This is a genomic window from Armatimonadota bacterium (assembly GCA_036504095.1).
Lineage (GTDB): Bacteria > Armatimonadota > DTGP01 > JAKQQT01 > JAKQQT01 > DASXUL01.
In genome coordinates this window covers 1-15201 of record DASXVS010000067.1, presented here as the reverse complement: position 1 = coordinate 15201, position 15201 = coordinate 1, and the positions used below count along the sequence as shown (strand labels likewise).

The following is a 15201-nucleotide window of genomic DNA, read 5'->3' as shown; positions in this document are numbered from 1 at the left end:
GCGCGGCACCTGCGGTACCGCGCCGAGGAATCACTGCCGGCATGCACGATGAATGACCTACGCAAGTCTTATATATCAAATCCTTGACAAATAAGCGGGGGGGGGGGGCACAGTCTATTCAGAGCCGATATCTTCCCTCGCGCGAAGTGACCATTAAGACACGCCACCAAGCGCACTGTTGTTCGCGAGGAGGTTAGTCATGCGCTTTCACTTGGGCCTGTTCACGGGCCTCACCCTTCCCCTTCTGTTCGTCTGCGCCGCAGCAGCCCCGTGCCTGGCCGATGCAAGTTCCGACCTGAAAGCCGGACAGGACCTGATGAGAGCGGCGAAATACGACGAGGCGATTGTCCTGTTTTCGTCGGTGGTTGCTTCGGGCGATTCGGCGTTTGCCCCCAAAGGCCAGCTCTGCATCGGCATCGTACTCCAGGAGCAGAAGAAGTACCCGGAGAGCATCTCCGCGCTCAAGCTAGGCGCCGAGAAGTATCCCACCGCCGTGGGAGTACGGCGAGAGATGCTCTACCGCCTCGGCGAGGTGTACAGCCTCACCGGCGACACGGCCAGCGCCATCGCCGTCTACCAGTCCATCGCCGTTCAGTACCCATCGGACGCAGCCAATGCAGACTATCGTCTGGCGCGGACCTACCTCGGGATGAAGAAGTACACCGAGGCGATCGACCTGCTGAAGAGGAGCATCGCCGCGCACCCGGACGCCGGGAACACCCTGATTGAGTCGAACTCGCTTCTGGGGCAGTGCTACAGGGAAAGCGGCGACCTCAAAAACGCCATTGCCCTCTATCAAACGCTGATGGCGCAGTACCCGGCGAAGGCCGATCAGTTCGGCTGCGGGCTGGGCGAGTGCCTGATGGCTTCGGGCAAGGAATATGAGTCCAAGAAGCAGTACGACCTGGCGATAGCACAGTACAACAGCATCCCGGCGTTCTGCTCCGCGCTTTCCGGGCAGGCGAATGTGGTTGCGGGAATCTGCCTCCAATCCCAAGGGAAATACGCAGAGGCCCGAACCGCATTCCAAAAGGCCGTGGACACTGAAAACGCGGTGTCCAACGAAGCGCGGCTCAGGATTGACGAGGTGCTACGTGCGGAAGGGAAGTACACCGACGAGATTGCATATCTGGAGAAAGTGTACGTAGACGTTCCGGACCTTCGGGCGCAATCGCTCACCCGCCAGGCGGAAGTATTGAGTGAGTGCCTGGGCGGCATGAACAACGCGAAGGACGCCATAGAAAAACTGAGGCGCGTCATCAGGGAGTTCGCGGACGAGCCCCTGGCCGTGGAGGCGCAGGCGCGGATCGCCGCGATACAGCTCTATAACCTGCGGGATTTCGATGCTTCCGAAGCGGGGCTGAGGGGCTTCATGGCGAAGTACCCGGACGATCCGACGCTCATCGTTGTTGCGTACGACCTCGCGTTCTGTAGCCAACTACAGAAGAACTACTCGGTGGCAGCGGATCTGTTTACCGATGCGTTCAAACTGAAAGAAGTGGGAAACTACCGCGCGGCGTGCCTATACAGGGCGGCCTATTGCTATGAGAAAGCCGCTGATCTCGAAAACGCAAGGGCCAGTGCCGTAATATTGATAGCGAGTTATCCGGCTGACCCTTTGGCGGTTCTGGTTAAGTCCGCCTTCGCCGATCTGTTAGGCCCGGAAGGGAATGGTGGCGTGAAATGACCACGTTGACACGCCTCGTCGCGGCCGCGATGTGCTCATCGGGCTTGTTCGCGCAGGCTCTTGGGGCCCCGCTGGCCTGTTCTCCAGCTGCGGAATCGTGCTTGCTGACGGGAAAAAACCGTCCCGGGGACGATATCTGCGTGCAGCGTGATCCTACCAACGACCCTGCCACGAAGTACGTTTGTGTGAATGGGTCAGTGACTCTTCACGCAACAGCTTTGGACAAGGACAATTACAGTGATCCGCTAGTCTGCAACGATTGGCCCCCGCGTCTTTCCTGGAGCAATAACGCCGACGCCTCGACAAGCAACGAATTCCATGCGCCAGCGACACCGGGCACTTACACAGTTACTTGCCTCGCACAGGATTTCATTGACGTTTTGGGGGACGTCGGGTACGATGGCGACCAGTCTTTGACCTGGACGGTCAAAGTGATCGGCGGAGAAATCAGTTCCACCACGGCGACGCTGCGCTAGTACTGCGGAGCCACCGTTCCCGACGCGTACAAGGCAACTGTGAGCGCAGCGACAGGCCAGCCCGACGGTACTACCTACGGTTGGACTGTGACCGGACCCGCCGAGATTTACGAAGGGCAGAACACTGCCACGGTGAAGATCATGGCAACGGCGGGGAGCGTGGCAGCAAACGACATCACTCTGAAGTGCACCTACAGCCTGTCTGGAACGAACTGCGACTCCAACACCTTGACCTTCACGTCCCGAGAGCCCAGAAGCCTGACAGGCCCGTCCTACAGCGACCTTCCGGATGGCAGTGGCTACAAGACCTTGGCGAATTACGCTATATTGGACCAGTTATGCTTCACTATGTCGGATGTCCCGACAGGGGAGACGTTCGACAGCGATCGCTACAATTACGTTCCGAACAACTGGTCCAATCCCGCCCTCGGGGGCGGGGTCTCCGATGGGTTTATACTTACCGATCAAATGGGATCCATCGGCGGCTGGCCCCCGCCTCAGAATCCGGCCAGCAATCCGGCGACTCCCGGCACAAGAGTGTTCGATCACACGCAGCACTTATGGGTCGGCTCTAGTCTCTGCAACGGCGCAGGATGCCTGGTTAAGACGGTCAAACAAACCTACCACTTCAACTGCGGTAGGCACCTGTAGGTCCGCCGACATTCTACCTCGGGTATCGGGGCATCGGCCCCGATACCCTCCCAGCCGGAGGACGCCCGACTGGCGCGACTAGTCCAGCGGCCCGTATAATATAGATTGCGTTCCAGAATCTCTCGCTCCGTTGGGGCGAAAGGAGGCACAACCAGTGTTCCGATTCATCGTCATCCTTGGGCTGACCGGCGTAATCGTTCTCGCCGCCGCGCCGCCCTGTCTGGGCATTGTGGGAGGACTGCTAAACCTCAAGAGCCAGGCCGGCCAGGTCGACATCATCTGCGTGGGCCGGGTCGCGGGAGCGACCGCCCCCCCTCAACGGGCCGATGGGTCAGGCTCACCTCCTGTCGACTTCATCGTCGAGCGGGTGATGAAGGGCGAACTCCGACCCGGCGACCGCATACAGATAGCGGGCCACGATGTCATATCTAGCGAGCACACCCTCGTACTACTGTCGAGGCAGGGTGGCTCCTACGCGTTTGCCCGGTTGGTCTTCACCACTATGCCCGTTTCAGCCACCGTGCGCACTCCCTATGTCAAACAGCCAGACGTTCTTGCCAATCTCAGATGGGAGATTGTCAACTCACTTCAAGACGCCGCGCCCGCAGTCGTGCAGGCGGCCCTTTCACAGGGCGCCCTCCTAACTAAACAGGACGCGGCCACGTACGTGAAGCCTCTCGCGTCGAACGCCAACGTGACTACCCGGGCGATGGCTCTTAGTGTCTGTCTCAAGGTATGCGACGAGGCGCCGGTCGCGGAATCCGTGAAGCTTGTGTTGGGTGAGTTGTCTGTCGCAAGGCCGTCAGCCGGGTGGGGCGTGTTTCTGCTGCGAAACGCCCTCTTAGAGGTTCGGATCAAGGGCGACCAGGTCCCTCTGTTCGCGTCCAGCCTGACTTCGCCGTCAACGGAGGCCCGGTGGTTCGCCAGCTACATGCTCAGGCTGTCCCTGTGTAATGAGGCGGTGCCGTTGCTCAAGTCGGCTCTGGACGACGCCGACTCAAGTGTAAGGTACAACGGGGTCATGGGACTTGCGGAGCTCACAAAGGACCATGACGGGCATGGCCCCGCCTACGAGATATTCCTGAAGGACGAGCGGCCGTACCTGACGTACTGGCGAGAAGAGAAGGTTCCCTAACAACCTTCGGCACTCTATCGCCGTAGCCGCTTCTCTCCGGCCGGCGCTTAATGCGAAGTAGGTCCCCTCACCGGCGAGCAAAGTAAGTCGTCCTATCGGGGCGGAGCAGGAGCAATCCTTCTCCGCCCCGTTTGTTGTGTGCCACATCCCTAAAACGGCAAACGCATGGAATTGTAGGCAAAGGGCGCAAATCGCGGCACCTGCGGTACCGCGCCGAGGAATCACTGCCGGCATGCACGATGAATGACCTACGCAAGTCTTATATATCAAATCCTTGACAAATAAGCGGGGGGGGGGGCACAGTCTATTCAGAGCCGATATCTTCCCTCGCGCGAAGTGACCGTTAAGACACGCCACCAAGCGCACTGTTGTTCGCGAGGAGGTTAGTCATGCGCTTTCACTTGGGCCTGTTCGCGGCCCTCACCCTTCCCCTTCTGTTCGTCTGCGCCGCAGCAGCCCCGTGCCTGGCCGACGCCGGTTCCGATCTGAAATCCGGTCAGGACCTCATGAAAGCCGGGAAATACGACGATGCCATTGTCCTGTTCTCCGCAGTCGTAAAGACGGCCGACCCCACGCTGGCCCCCAAGGGACAACTCTGCATTGGGATTGCGCTTCAAGAGAAGAAGTCCTATGCCGAGAGCATTACCGCTCTCAAGATTGGTATCCAGACGTACCCAAACGCCGAGCGCGTACGGAGAGAGATGCTCTACCGACTCGGCGAGGTCTATGGCATCACCGGAGACAATGCGGGCGCCATCGAAACCTATCAATCCATCGCCGCCCAGTACCCGGCGGACTCAGCCAACGCGGACCTGCGTCTGGCGCATGTGTTCTTCGAGATGAAGAAATATCCCGAGGCCATAGCGCTGCTGAAGATCAGGATCGCCGCGCACCCGGACGCAGGGAATACCCTGATGGAGTTGAGCTTTTTGCTGGGCCAATGCTACAGGGAGAACGGTGACCTGAAGAGCGCCGTGGATATCTACCAATCGCTTGGTACCCAGTATCCAGCGAAAGCCGACAGGGCATTTCTGGAACTGGGAATCTGTCTTCAATTGCAGGAGCAATATGCCGATGCCCAGGACGCCTTTCAGAAGTCGGTGGATACCGGAAACGGGGCCTCAAATGAAGCCAGGCTCAGAATTGACGAGGTGCTCCGTTCTGAAAAGAAATACCAGGAAGAGATCGCTTACCTCGATAAGCTGTATGCCGAGGCGCCGGAGCTTCGGGCGGATGCGCTCACACGCCAGGCCGAGGTGATGAGTGTTTGCCTCGCCGGCATGAGCGATGTGAAGAGCGCGATCGAAAAATTGCAACAGGTTATCGAAGAGTTCCCCGGCAGTCCACTGGCTGTGGAAGCGCAAGCGCGGATCGCCGGCATTCAAGTTAACAACCTCAAGGAATTCGCCACTGCCGAGTCCGGGCTGCGCCACTTTATGGTGAAGTACCCGGACTATCCGGCGCTCATCGTCGTCGCACATGACCTTGCTTTCTGTAGTTATTTTCAGAAAAACTACACGACTGCCGCGGCACTATTTATCGATGCGACCAAACTGAAAGAGATCGGGAATTACATCCCGGTCTGCCTTTATATGGCGGCTGATTGTTACATGCGAACTCGCGACTATCGTAACGCGAAGTTCTATTTCGATCGCTTAATATCCAAGTATCCAGCCGAATCTTAGACAGAAGTGGCAAAGATTGAGTCTTCTAAGATAACAGGGACAGACGAAACGGAAGGTGTCAAATGAGCGGTCGCCTTCATCTTCTCGAGATAATACCGCTTTTTGCAGGACTGTTTTCTCTCGCATACGCGGCTCCAGTTCGCTGTATTGACCATTTGCCAAAGACTGGCGCAGGACCCGGTATCCTATTAACGGCCAATCCTCCGTTCGACACGATGGTCCGGTGCGTTTGCCCGGGCTCGACTGTGATGCTCTCAGTGACGGCTTCAGACAAAGATGTGTATGGTGAACCGGTGATCTGCGATGATCTTGCCCCCAAACTCCTCTGGAACAACACCGCGGATTCCAGTCACGGGAGCGGGACTACGTTCTATTTCTACGCCCCGATGACACCGGGCGCCTACACTGTCACTTGTGCAGCCGAAGATGGCGGCGATGTATATCCCAATCCAGGCTGGGATGATTCCGACCCGGCCGTGAGCTGGACGATATATGTAGTCAAAGCGGAAATCAAATCAGTGACGTTTACTAGCGATCACGGTGTGCTAAACAACTGGGACACAAATTTCGCTGATTCTGCGGGTACAGTCTACAATCCCCGAGGATGGCAAAAGAATCCGCTTATCAACAACCCGATCACACACACACAGGGGGTAAGGATAACGGCCAATGCAACTGTGAAGGTAGAGCCAATGGGTATTGGCTTTGATCTGGATGGCGATAGTTCAGTGGGTGCATTGGTTTTTCGTACACCCGATCAGATTTCTACCGGGAGTGACCAGGCAATTGAAGTTACGTCCGAGACTGCATGACCGGCGAAAGTTCAAACTCTGAACGGGAGTATTGACTGGACAGTAAAAAACATTGGCGGTGCGGGTGGGTCAACCTGTGATGCAGGAACATCAGGTCCGCACAAGATTTACGTGACCTGGAGCCAACCTCTCGTCGGAGCATCCCTTCGTCGAGTAGACTGGGCTTGTCGCCTGGCAGACCAGGCTACATCGATAACGACTGCTGCCGAAAAGGTCCGTGACGCAATTTTCGCCAGTCCAGGCCCTTCAAACAACAACAACGCGGATGCATGGTTATTTCTGGACAGTGGACTATCCGGTGATTGCATTACTCTTGCGAGAACAGCCGCCGCCGGGCTTTCGGTGCTAGGAATACCTGCTGCGCCGCACCAAGCCTGGCCGTCACACGATACGGTCAACACCGGTAACCCATCGGATACGGTTTATCCAGCAAATATCAGTTCCGAAACGTGCAAATCGCCAATAACTACCTCGAAACTTGTCTATCTGGGCTTTACATGGAATGCGGTAGCAATGTACCCGCTCCACAATAACTTCGAAGGTTTCTTCTGTGTCGAAGATCCTATCGGTCACGTCAAAGCCTATACCGTATTTCCCCCCGGAGGTGGCTTCGACGATCAAGATTACTACTACCTGCAAGTCTTGCGCTCGGTTACCTCAGAGTGTTACTGGGCATCTGATGGGCTTCAAACTCAGGGCGGCATCACTTTCCAAGATCACCAAGAAATACCAGGTTTGCGGTGGCCGCTCGCCTACGAGCCCTGATAGTGGAATCACTATACGTGAGACAAGTGATTTTGTCCGAGATGTTACTGAAGTGTCCGTGCCCGCACGGGAATTGTCTGGTCCACATCTTTTCCCTCCCGAATCCGCCAGATGGCTGATTATGAGGTGTAGCACATGGTTGTCTTACATCAACTCGTGTTTCTACGCGCTCCAATTGGGTATTTGCGGACACTATGAATAAGACTTCTTTAAGGCGAAAGGTTGGATTGAAATGAAAATACCAGAGATCGCTCTCGTAGCGTTTGGCGCTCTCAACGTCTATTGTACGCCATGCGCACATAGTGCTGAACCTCCGCTCAGCCGCTCAGGGAAAAGCGTCAGCAATGATGCGACACTGAAGGCGTTAGTTCCAAAAGAACTTGACGTTTACAATGCGTCTGCAAAAAACGGTACGGATGCGTACAAGGCTGCCGCAGCCGTTAATCTCCTGAGAGCATCGAAAGGAATTCTGCTGGCCCATGATGAGCATCGTGGAGTCCAGCGGTCCGAGACGACCTTGAAAGCTGAGCTTGCGTATATGTCTGCGTGGGAGAAGGCAATTCAAACGTGGAAACGGATCGGCAACGCGGCAGCCGGTGCAAAGATAATGGCGGAGTGGAATTCCGGGTTAAAGGAAGGCGCCGAAGCGTGTTGGCAGATCGATGCGTTGTGGTCTGAATGGGACCCTGCGTTCCTGACAGATCCCTTGGTCAAGCTTTTAAGGGACTCCAACGACCCGCGTACAATCGGCGCCATCGCCCATCTCCTTGGTTACTACGGCCAGGATGCGGAGGAACGGTTACTCAAGGAAAAGCTCGCATCTATTTCGGCGAATGATCCTGCGGCGCAAATGAATGTTACCAATATTGGTATCGCTTTGACGAAGATCAGCGATTGGAAAGCAGGTGATCGGTTCCGCACCGGTCCAGCGGTTCCATCGCAAAAGTAACAGATCGTCGTGTTCCAGGTTTCCTTTGCCTGGGGACGAGGCCCGTTCTGCCTATCTTGTCGATGGTCGTTCGGCCTTGGGAAACAGGTGGTTGTCCCAGCCTGCGCGCCTTCGTGTAAGCGGCAACATCACTCGCCAACATGCTATATCGTTTGATCGGGGCGGAGCGGGAGCGATCCTTCTCCGCCCCGTTTGTTGTGTGCCACATCCCCAAAACGGCAAACGGGGCGACCCGATTCTGGATCGCCCCATCCGCTGTCCGCTTCTCAGTCTCTTGCGTCCCGAAAGGACTGGCCCATCAGTCCCTTCAATGGTTTTCTTCCTTATCGGCCGTCATACATCACAGGCTTTCGTTCAATAACACAGTTTAACCCCTTGCAGGCAGCCATGGTCTTAGAAACTTGCGACCCGGTATTGCCGAAACTGCGACTGTAGGCTGAGTGCGTGCAAGCCTGTTCCCCCTGATAATGAGAGCGTACACCCAACCATCTGTCCGGCAATGGGGCCGGACGAGAAAGAGCAGACCATGACGACACACGGATTCATCGCTCGACGACTTACGTTGATATCGATGGCCGTCGCCGGTTTCACCGGCGGGGCATATGCCCGGAACGCCAAGCTGGACGATAACTTGAGCACACTCGTTCAGGGGCGTTTCGTGGCAGCCCAACGCGTCATCATTGTCCCCAACCGTGGCGCCAAGACGAGAGCGATGCGAGTGGTTCGCACCGCCCGGGGCACGGTAAACCGGGACCTTGACTCTCTGGGAATCGTCGCTACGGTCAGTTCCGCCCGCCTGCGGGTCCTGGCGAACGATCCCTCGATTGCCCACATTTCCACAGACGCCATAGTGCGCAGCAATGACTTCGTGACAACGCAGACAGTCGGCGCCGACACGGTACGACGGACCACGGGCCTCACCGGGGCCGGGGTTACCGTAGCCGTGATCGATTCCGGCGCAGCGACGAACCACATCGATCTCCGTGGAAAAGTAGTGGGGTGGTATGACGCGGTAAACGGCAAGAAATCGCCGTATGACGACAACGGGCACGGAACATTCGTTACGGGCCTTATCGCCGGTTCGGGCGCGGCCAGCAAGGGCGCGAACGCCGGTATCGCTCCAGGCGCCAACATCGTAGCGGTGAAGGTTCTGGACGCAACGGGCGCGAGCACAGTGAGCACCGTGATTGCGGGCCTCAACTGGGTTATCGCCCACAAGAACCAGTACAACATCCGGGTCGCCAACCTTTCCCTCGGCCATGTGCCGCTGGAGAGCGTTGTGAACGACCCCCTGTGCCGTGCGGTACGCAAGGTGCAGGGCGCGGGTATCGTGGTGGTTGTGGCAGCGGGCAACCGCGGCCGCAAAGTAGCCGACAGCCCCACCGGGGGCAGCCGTTACGGCACCATTGACTGCCCGGGCGACGACCCATTCGTGATCACGGTTGGCGCGCTGAACACGCTGCAGACACCCAACCGGTCCGATGACGTGATGGCGTCGTATTCCTCTCGCGGGCCGAGCATGCCCGATCACATCCTCAAACCCGACCTGGTTGCCCCTGGGAACAAGGTCGTAAGCGCATTGGCTCCCGGCAGCACATTGGCGACAGAACACGCGGACCAGAGAGTGGGTGGGGTGTATACCACCATGTCTGGGACGAGTATGGCGACGCCGGTTGTTGCCGCGGCCGCAGCGCTTATGCTTCAGGCCGATCCTACCCTGAACCCCGCCACCGTGAAGGCGCGCCTGATGCGCTCCGCAGTCAAGTTCGACGGTTCAGACGTCTACAGCCGGGGCGCGGGCAGCCTCAGCATCCCCGCAGCGATCAAGGCCACCGGAACAGCGTCCATAGCGCCGAGCCCGGTGATTGCCTGGAGCCAAGAACGCCTCTATTGCCTGCCGCTGGCCGTTGGCCTCCGGGTCAACTTCGGCAGCAGCGCACTGTGGGGCGACGGTCCCGCAAAGGTCTACGGTGGACTGGACATCTTCAAGGCGTCCGCCTGCTACGGACCGAACGGACTCTATCAAGCCAGCGCCCTCTGGGGTGACAGCGCCCTCTGGGGCGACTCCGCCCTCTGGGGTGACAGCGCCCTCTGGGGTGACTCCGCTCTGTGGGGCGACAGCGCTCTGTGGGGTGACAGCGCTCTGTGGGGCGACAGCGCTCTCTGGGGTGACTCCGCCCTCTGGGGTGACAGCGCTCTGTGGGGCGACAGCGCTCTCTGGAACGACTCCGCTCTGTGGGGCGACAGCGCCCTGTGGGGTGACAGCGCTCTGTGGGGCGACTCCGCTCTGTGGGGCGATTCCGCCCTCTGGGGCGACAAGGCCGTCTGGCAAGACTCCGCTCTGTGGGGCGACAGCGCCCTGTGGGGTGACTCCGCTCTCTGGGGCGACAGCGCTCTCTGGGGTGACTCGGCTCTGTGGGGCGATTCCGCCCTGTGGGGCGACAGCGCTCTGTGGGGTGATTCCGCTCTGTGGGGTGACAACACCAGGCTCAGCGATAACAGCGCTCTCTGGGGTGACAGCGCTCTCTGGGGTGACTCTGCTCTGTGGGGCGACAGCGCCCTGTGGGGTGACAGCGCTCTCTGGGGAGACAGCTCACTCTGGGACGACTCCGCTCTGTGGGGCGATTCCGCCCTGTGGGGCGACTGACAAACGAGACCAACTCGTAAGGAGACGAACTGGGTGGAAAACACAGCAAACACGTCATCCGCAGCGCTGGTGGTCTGCTTTAGCGTACTGTGGAACGATTGAAGACGGTTATTTCTCGGCGACGACCGGGCGTTAGGCTCAACGTCCGGTAAACGGGAAATGAACAGGCCGCCCGCGAGGGCGGCCTGCTTCCATTTGGGGGCAGGCGACCGGGCACTGAAGTACCCGTCTAGAGGGCCTTCGGCCGATCGTCCTCCGGACGACAGACGCGGGCCGCCAGTACGCATGGGAACCTGCGAAACATATCTGGGTGGCGCGCCGTTGTTGCTAGACTGGTGCGGGAGGACGACAGATGTCTGACAAGAAGGCGCGATTCATCGAACTGGTCCGCGAGCGGGCGTACAAAGAGGGGACGTTCACTCTGGCCTCGGGGCGCACCAGCAATTTCTATATCAACGGCAAGATGGTCACGCTGCACCCGGAAGGCCTGGCGCTGGCGTGTGAACTGATACTGGAAGCCCTGGCACCGGAAGTGCAGGCGATCGGCGGCCTCACCATGGGCGCCGATCCGATCATCGGCGGCGTGACCGCGATGTCATGGGGCGCCGGCCGGCCGGTGGCGGGCTTCATGGTCCGCAAGGAGCCGAAAGGTCACGGAACCCAGAGCCTCATCGAAGGCCCGCTGGAGGCCGGCCAGGCGGTGTGCATCATCGAAGACACCACAACCACCGGCGGCTCGCTTCTGAAGGCCGCCAAGGCCGCGGAAGCGGCCGGCGCGAAGGTGGTCCAGTGCCTCACGCTGGTGGACCGCCAGGAAGGCGGCGCCGAAGCGCTTTCCGCGGAAGGATACACGCTGGAGCGGTTGATCACGCTGGCGGAGATTCGCGCGGCGGGGTAGGCGGAGAATTCAGAATGCAGAATGCAGAATGATGAATGCGGAGCGGAGCCCGGGCGCCTTGCCCGGGATATCCGGAGAGACTGCCGTGGCTGGCGACCCGGCACTGAAGTACCGGTCTGACGGGCCTTCGGCCGATCGTCCTTCGCGCAGGGTGACGAGCGCCGGCGCTCGATGGTTGGCGGAGCGCGGTGTGGATGCGGATGGTCTTGCGATTCGTCACAGGCACGGGCGAGACGCGAAGGTGGCGGGTCACCGGTTACGTCTTTTTTATGCGCTTGGCTTCTTTCGCTATCTCTTTCCAGCGGGCGCGCTCAGCCCGGGCGGCGCCTTCCTCCTGGCGGAGCGACAGGTAATCGAGTTCCCTGCTCATCTTCTGGTAGTTCTCCAGGCGGGCCGGGTCGATCAGGCCATCGGCCACGGCCCCTATTACGGCGCAGCCCGGCTCATCCGCGTGGCGGCAGTCAGGAAATCGGCATCCGCTCGATAGTTCGGCGATGTCCGTAAACGTCTGGTCGATACCTTCCCGGGCGTCCCACAACTGCAGTTCGCGCATCCCCGGCGTATCAATGATCAATGCGCCCGATGGCAGCACAAACAACTGCCGGTTGGCCGTGGTGTGCCGCCCCTTGCTATCGGACAGCCGCACCTCGCGCGTCTTCAGTATATCGGCCCCCAGAAGGCGGTTGATGAGCGTGGATTTGCCGACACCCGAGGAGCCCAGCACAACGCAGGTGGCGCCCGGTGGGAGACACTCGTGCAACGCGTCCATCCCCGTGCCATCCACGGAACTGATGGCGATCACCGGAACGTCCGGCATACGCGTCCTGACATCCTCGACCTTCAAGGTGCTCTCCGCGCAGGCGTCGGATTTGGTCAGGAGGACGACCGGCGAAGCCCCATATTCCCGCGAAAGGGCCAGGTATCGCTCGATGCGATTGAGGCTGTAGTCGTGGTCGAGGGCGACCGCGATGAGGACGATGTCCACGTTCGCCGCCAGGGGTTGGGCAACGACGCGTTTTCCGGCTTCCTTCCGGCAGAAGAGGCTGTTGCGTGGGATGACAGCGTGAATCAGAGCCCTCGGCGGCTCTTCCTCGAGTATGGTCGCCGCGGCCCAGTCGCCGACGACGGGGAGGTCCCGGGGTGTGGCGGCGTCGTAGATCAGCCGGCCGGTCGGTTCCGAGGCGATCTCGCCGATCCCGGTGAGCGCCAGGTAGTGGCCCTTCACCTGAAGCGATATCCTGACCGGAACGCGGCCGGCCGCCTCCTGTTCGCGGAACGAGGCGGCCAGGCGGTCATTCCATCCGTATTCTGTAAGGCTCATTCCCGTGCTCCTTCAGAACGACGCAGCGCTGCAAACGGGATGCATCTCCTGGGGTAACCACAGTGAATGATGCGGCCGACCGGAACCCGAAATCCAACCATTAGCTGCCAGCGCATGTCAGAAACGCCGAGCCAGACCCCACGCTCAACCCGCCGGAAGAATCCAGCGGGAAAGGCCACAATACAGCGGCAGGGGTAGGCACGCCCACCAGTTTCGGGGCAGACGGGTACTCTGCCTGCGGGCGATCCCTTCGGATTCGGGCGCAAATGGGGGGCACCTCACCAAACAGAAAAACACACGTTAAGAGATTCCAATTGTCGTTGATGCCCTCTCACCAACCGGACGATACTGTATGTAGGCCTGCTGATCGGGTCGTGTTCCTGGGTCACAGAGTCTCTTCGCGGTCCGATGAGGGCGCCGACACCTCGACGGCGACGCCCCTGAGCCACATCGCCGCGCCGTATTACCGCCGGCATATCCTTGCTGCCCGTATGGGCAGCACACTGCTTTATCAAGACCATCGTCACGGTTCTTCGCGAGGAAATGCTGATATGCACCGCGCTTCGCTGTGTGCTATCGCCGCTGTTGCGGCAGCCTGCCTTCCTGTCACTCTTTCACCTGCTTACGCCACTATCGATGTGGCGCTCAACATTTCCAATTTCGTCGCCGGACAGGCGTCCGAACTCTCCATCGATGGAGTCATCACCGAGAGAGGCACATCCACTTACATCAACGCCGCGACGCTGATGATCCGGTTCGATCCCGAGATAGTGACCCTCAGCGGCCTTCCGTCCGGTTCGACCGATTGGAGTCCAACTGCGATCAGAATTGAAGCGGAAATGGAATCGGATATAACGTATTCAATCCGATCGAGTTAACTGACCCATCTTTTCAACGTCCCAATCAACGAGGATTCTTATGGACGATATATCGCTTGCAGCCCTATTGACCCGAATTCACCACATGCGCACCAACATGTTTATCACCTTTGTACTGGTGCTAGCACTCGCGTTGGGGTTGACTCAGACGAGTCTCGCTCTGGTGAATGTCACCGAGACACCCTCTCGCGTGGTGGTGGAAAACGAGAGCGTCCGATTGGCCTTTACCGCTGAGATGGACTACTCCCCAACCGAGTTTGTTTACAAGCACGGCAGCGGACAAAACCTGATCTCTGACGGCTTCATACTTTACTACCAGTTCACTGAGAACGGTGCTCTCACTTCGGTGAATGAGGGCACGCGAGGGCGAATTTCCAACGGACGCTATCGGATGGCAAAAGAGAAGGACGGATCTGTTACCGTCGAGTTCACATGTGACACCCCCCATTTCCACATGACACATCGAGTAACGGTTCCACCGACGGGGTCCGCCGTTGAATTCATCTATGAGCTGAAATGCATCAAGGAAGATAGCTTCAGTTTCTACGTCCCTTATGCCCCTCTATCCCCCCGATTTAACAGGTTGGCTACAAGCATCAATTTCATCGGCAGTAACGGAATAAAAACGAACCGCATCCGGACCGAGGAAGTAAAATCACCAACGCTGAACACCGGCTCTTATTTCGGCCAGACCGACTGCTACTACAGCAATGAAACGGGCGAAGGGATAATATTCTCAAACCTTGTTAAGCAATGCCTCGCCGGTATAAGCCAGCGCGCCACACCAAGGTTTAAGTTAGGAAGTGTAGAGAGAAGCGTTTTCGTGATCGCGCCATTCCAGGGGGATTACAAAAAAGCGCTCGCATCATACCTGAACCCAAGCAACAGAACCAAAAGAGACATTGCGGGCAACTCATCAGCGACCGTTTTAAAGCGGACTCCTGACATGCTGATCTGGACGGACCACGCCACCCGAAAGGTATTCCCGGCTGAGACGCTTCCCGCTAAAGCGCGCATGAGCCAGGAGGTATCCATCGAAGCCGCCCGGGGCGAATATGAGCCGTTTCAGATCGTGATCAGGCCTGTAAAACAGGAGCTGTCGGATGTTAAGTTAGTTACTGCGGGGCTAACTGATGATCACGGCCATCGCATAGGCGTTCAGAACCTGAAATGGAATCCGATAGGCAGCCTTCGCTCCAGCTATGGCGAGGATATCCCTGACTTGCTGCTGCAGAAATCAACCGTATCGTGTCAGCCGGGGCAAAACACCGTTCTCTGGGTGACCGTTAAAGTGCCG

At 58.6% G+C, this 15201-nt stretch carries 12 protein-coding genes; 11 read left to right on the top strand and 1 reads right to left on the bottom strand.

The genetic code is table 11. The annotated features are described in order from the left end of the window. Positions 1–199 precede the first annotated feature (199 nt). The 9 genes from VGM51_14945 (at position 200) to pyrE (ending at position 11705) form a co-directional block, all read left to right on the top strand. A complete protein-coding gene (locus tag VGM51_14945) occupies positions 200–1687 on the top strand; it encodes a tetratricopeptide repeat protein (GenBank protein ID HEY3414333.1) in 1488 nt (495 codons plus the stop codon). A gap of 197 nt (positions 1688–1884) precedes the next feature. Beyond that, the gene (locus VGM51_14940) at positions 1885–2163 is read left to right on the top strand and encodes a hypothetical protein (protein HEY3414332.1); all 279 of its coding nucleotides are present in this window, start codon (positions 1885–1887) and stop codon (positions 2161–2163) included. 39 nt (positions 2164–2202) lie between these two features. Further along, complete coding sequence (locus tag VGM51_14935; protein HEY3414331.1) at positions 2203–2814, top strand: hypothetical protein; 612 nt, start codon at positions 2203–2205, stop codon at positions 2812–2814. Positions 2815–2968: 154 nt separating this feature from the next. Beyond that, positions 2969–3949, top strand: coding sequence for a hypothetical protein (locus tag VGM51_14930; protein ID HEY3414330.1), 981 nt, complete (start codon positions 2969–2971; stop codon positions 3947–3949). A gap of 389 nt (positions 3950–4338) precedes the next feature. Then, complete coding sequence (locus VGM51_14925; protein HEY3414329.1) at positions 4339–5634, top strand: tetratricopeptide repeat protein; 1296 nt, start codon at positions 4339–4341, stop codon at positions 5632–5634. Positions 5635–5696: 62 nt separating this feature from the next. Further along, positions 5697–6446, top strand: coding sequence for a hypothetical protein (locus tag VGM51_14920; protein HEY3414328.1), 750 nt, complete (start codon positions 5697–5699; stop codon positions 6444–6446). 997 nt (positions 6447–7443) lie between these two features. Next, a complete protein-coding gene (locus tag VGM51_14915) occupies positions 7444–8160 on the top strand; it encodes a hypothetical protein (GenBank protein HEY3414327.1) in 717 nt (238 codons plus the stop codon). Between the two features lie 526 nt (positions 8161–8686). After that, on the top strand, positions 8687–10807 hold the full coding sequence (locus VGM51_14910; protein HEY3414326.1) for a S8 family serine peptidase: 2121 nt from the start codon (positions 8687–8689) through the stop codon (positions 10805–10807). Positions 10808–11159: 352 nt separating this feature from the next. Beyond that, positions 11160–11705, top strand: a complete 546-nt coding sequence (gene pyrE, locus VGM51_14905; protein HEY3414325.1) for an orotate phosphoribosyltransferase — start codon at positions 11160–11162, stop codon at positions 11703–11705. Between the two features lie 256 nt (positions 11706–11961). On the opposite strand, the gene rsgA is transcribed toward pyrE, so the two are convergent. Further along, positions 11962–13026, bottom strand: a complete 1065-nt coding sequence (gene rsgA, locus VGM51_14900; protein HEY3414324.1) for a ribosome small subunit-dependent GTPase A — start codon at positions 13024–13026, stop codon at positions 11962–11964. A 551-nt stretch (positions 13027–13577) separates the two neighbouring features. Between rsgA and VGM51_14895 the strand changes: the two genes are divergently transcribed. After that, on the top strand, positions 13578–13904 hold the full coding sequence (locus VGM51_14895; GenBank protein ID HEY3414323.1) for a hypothetical protein: 327 nt from the start codon (positions 13578–13580) through the stop codon (positions 13902–13904). A gap of 40 nt (positions 13905–13944) precedes the next feature. Beyond that, positions 13945–15201: hypothetical protein (locus VGM51_14890; GenBank protein ID HEY3414322.1), on the top strand; the 1257-nt coding region annotated here is incomplete at its 3' end.

What these genes read in the sequence shown, in the direction of transcription:
- VGM51_14945 (HEY3414333.1), top strand. Translation starts at nt 200, where the DNA reads ATGCGCTTTCACTTGGGCCTGTTCACGGGCCTCACCCTTCCCCTTCTG.
- VGM51_14925 (HEY3414329.1), top strand. Translation starts at nt 4,339, where the DNA reads ATGCGCTTTCACTTGGGCCTGTTCGCGGCCCTCACCCTTCCCCTTCTG.
- VGM51_14920 (HEY3414328.1), top strand. Translation starts at nt 5,697, where the DNA reads ATGAGCGGTCGCCTTCATCTTCTCGAGATAATACCGCTTTTTGCAGGA.
- VGM51_14915 (HEY3414327.1), top strand. Translation starts at nt 7,444, where the DNA reads ATGAAAATACCAGAGATCGCTCTCGTAGCGTTTGGCGCTCTCAACGTC.
- VGM51_14910 (HEY3414326.1), top strand. Translation starts at nt 8,687, where the DNA reads ATGACGACACACGGATTCATCGCTCGACGACTTACGTTGATATCGATG.
- pyrE (HEY3414325.1), top strand. Translation starts at nt 11,160, where the DNA reads ATGTCTGACAAGAAGGCGCGATTCATCGAACTGGTCCGCGAGCGGGCG.
- rsgA (HEY3414324.1), bottom strand. Translation starts at nt 13,026, where the DNA reads ATGAGCCTTACAGAATACGGATGGAATGACCGCCTGGCCGCCTCGTTC.
- VGM51_14895 (HEY3414323.1), top strand. Translation starts at nt 13,578, where the DNA reads ATGCACCGCGCTTCGCTGTGTGCTATCGCCGCTGTTGCGGCAGCCTGC.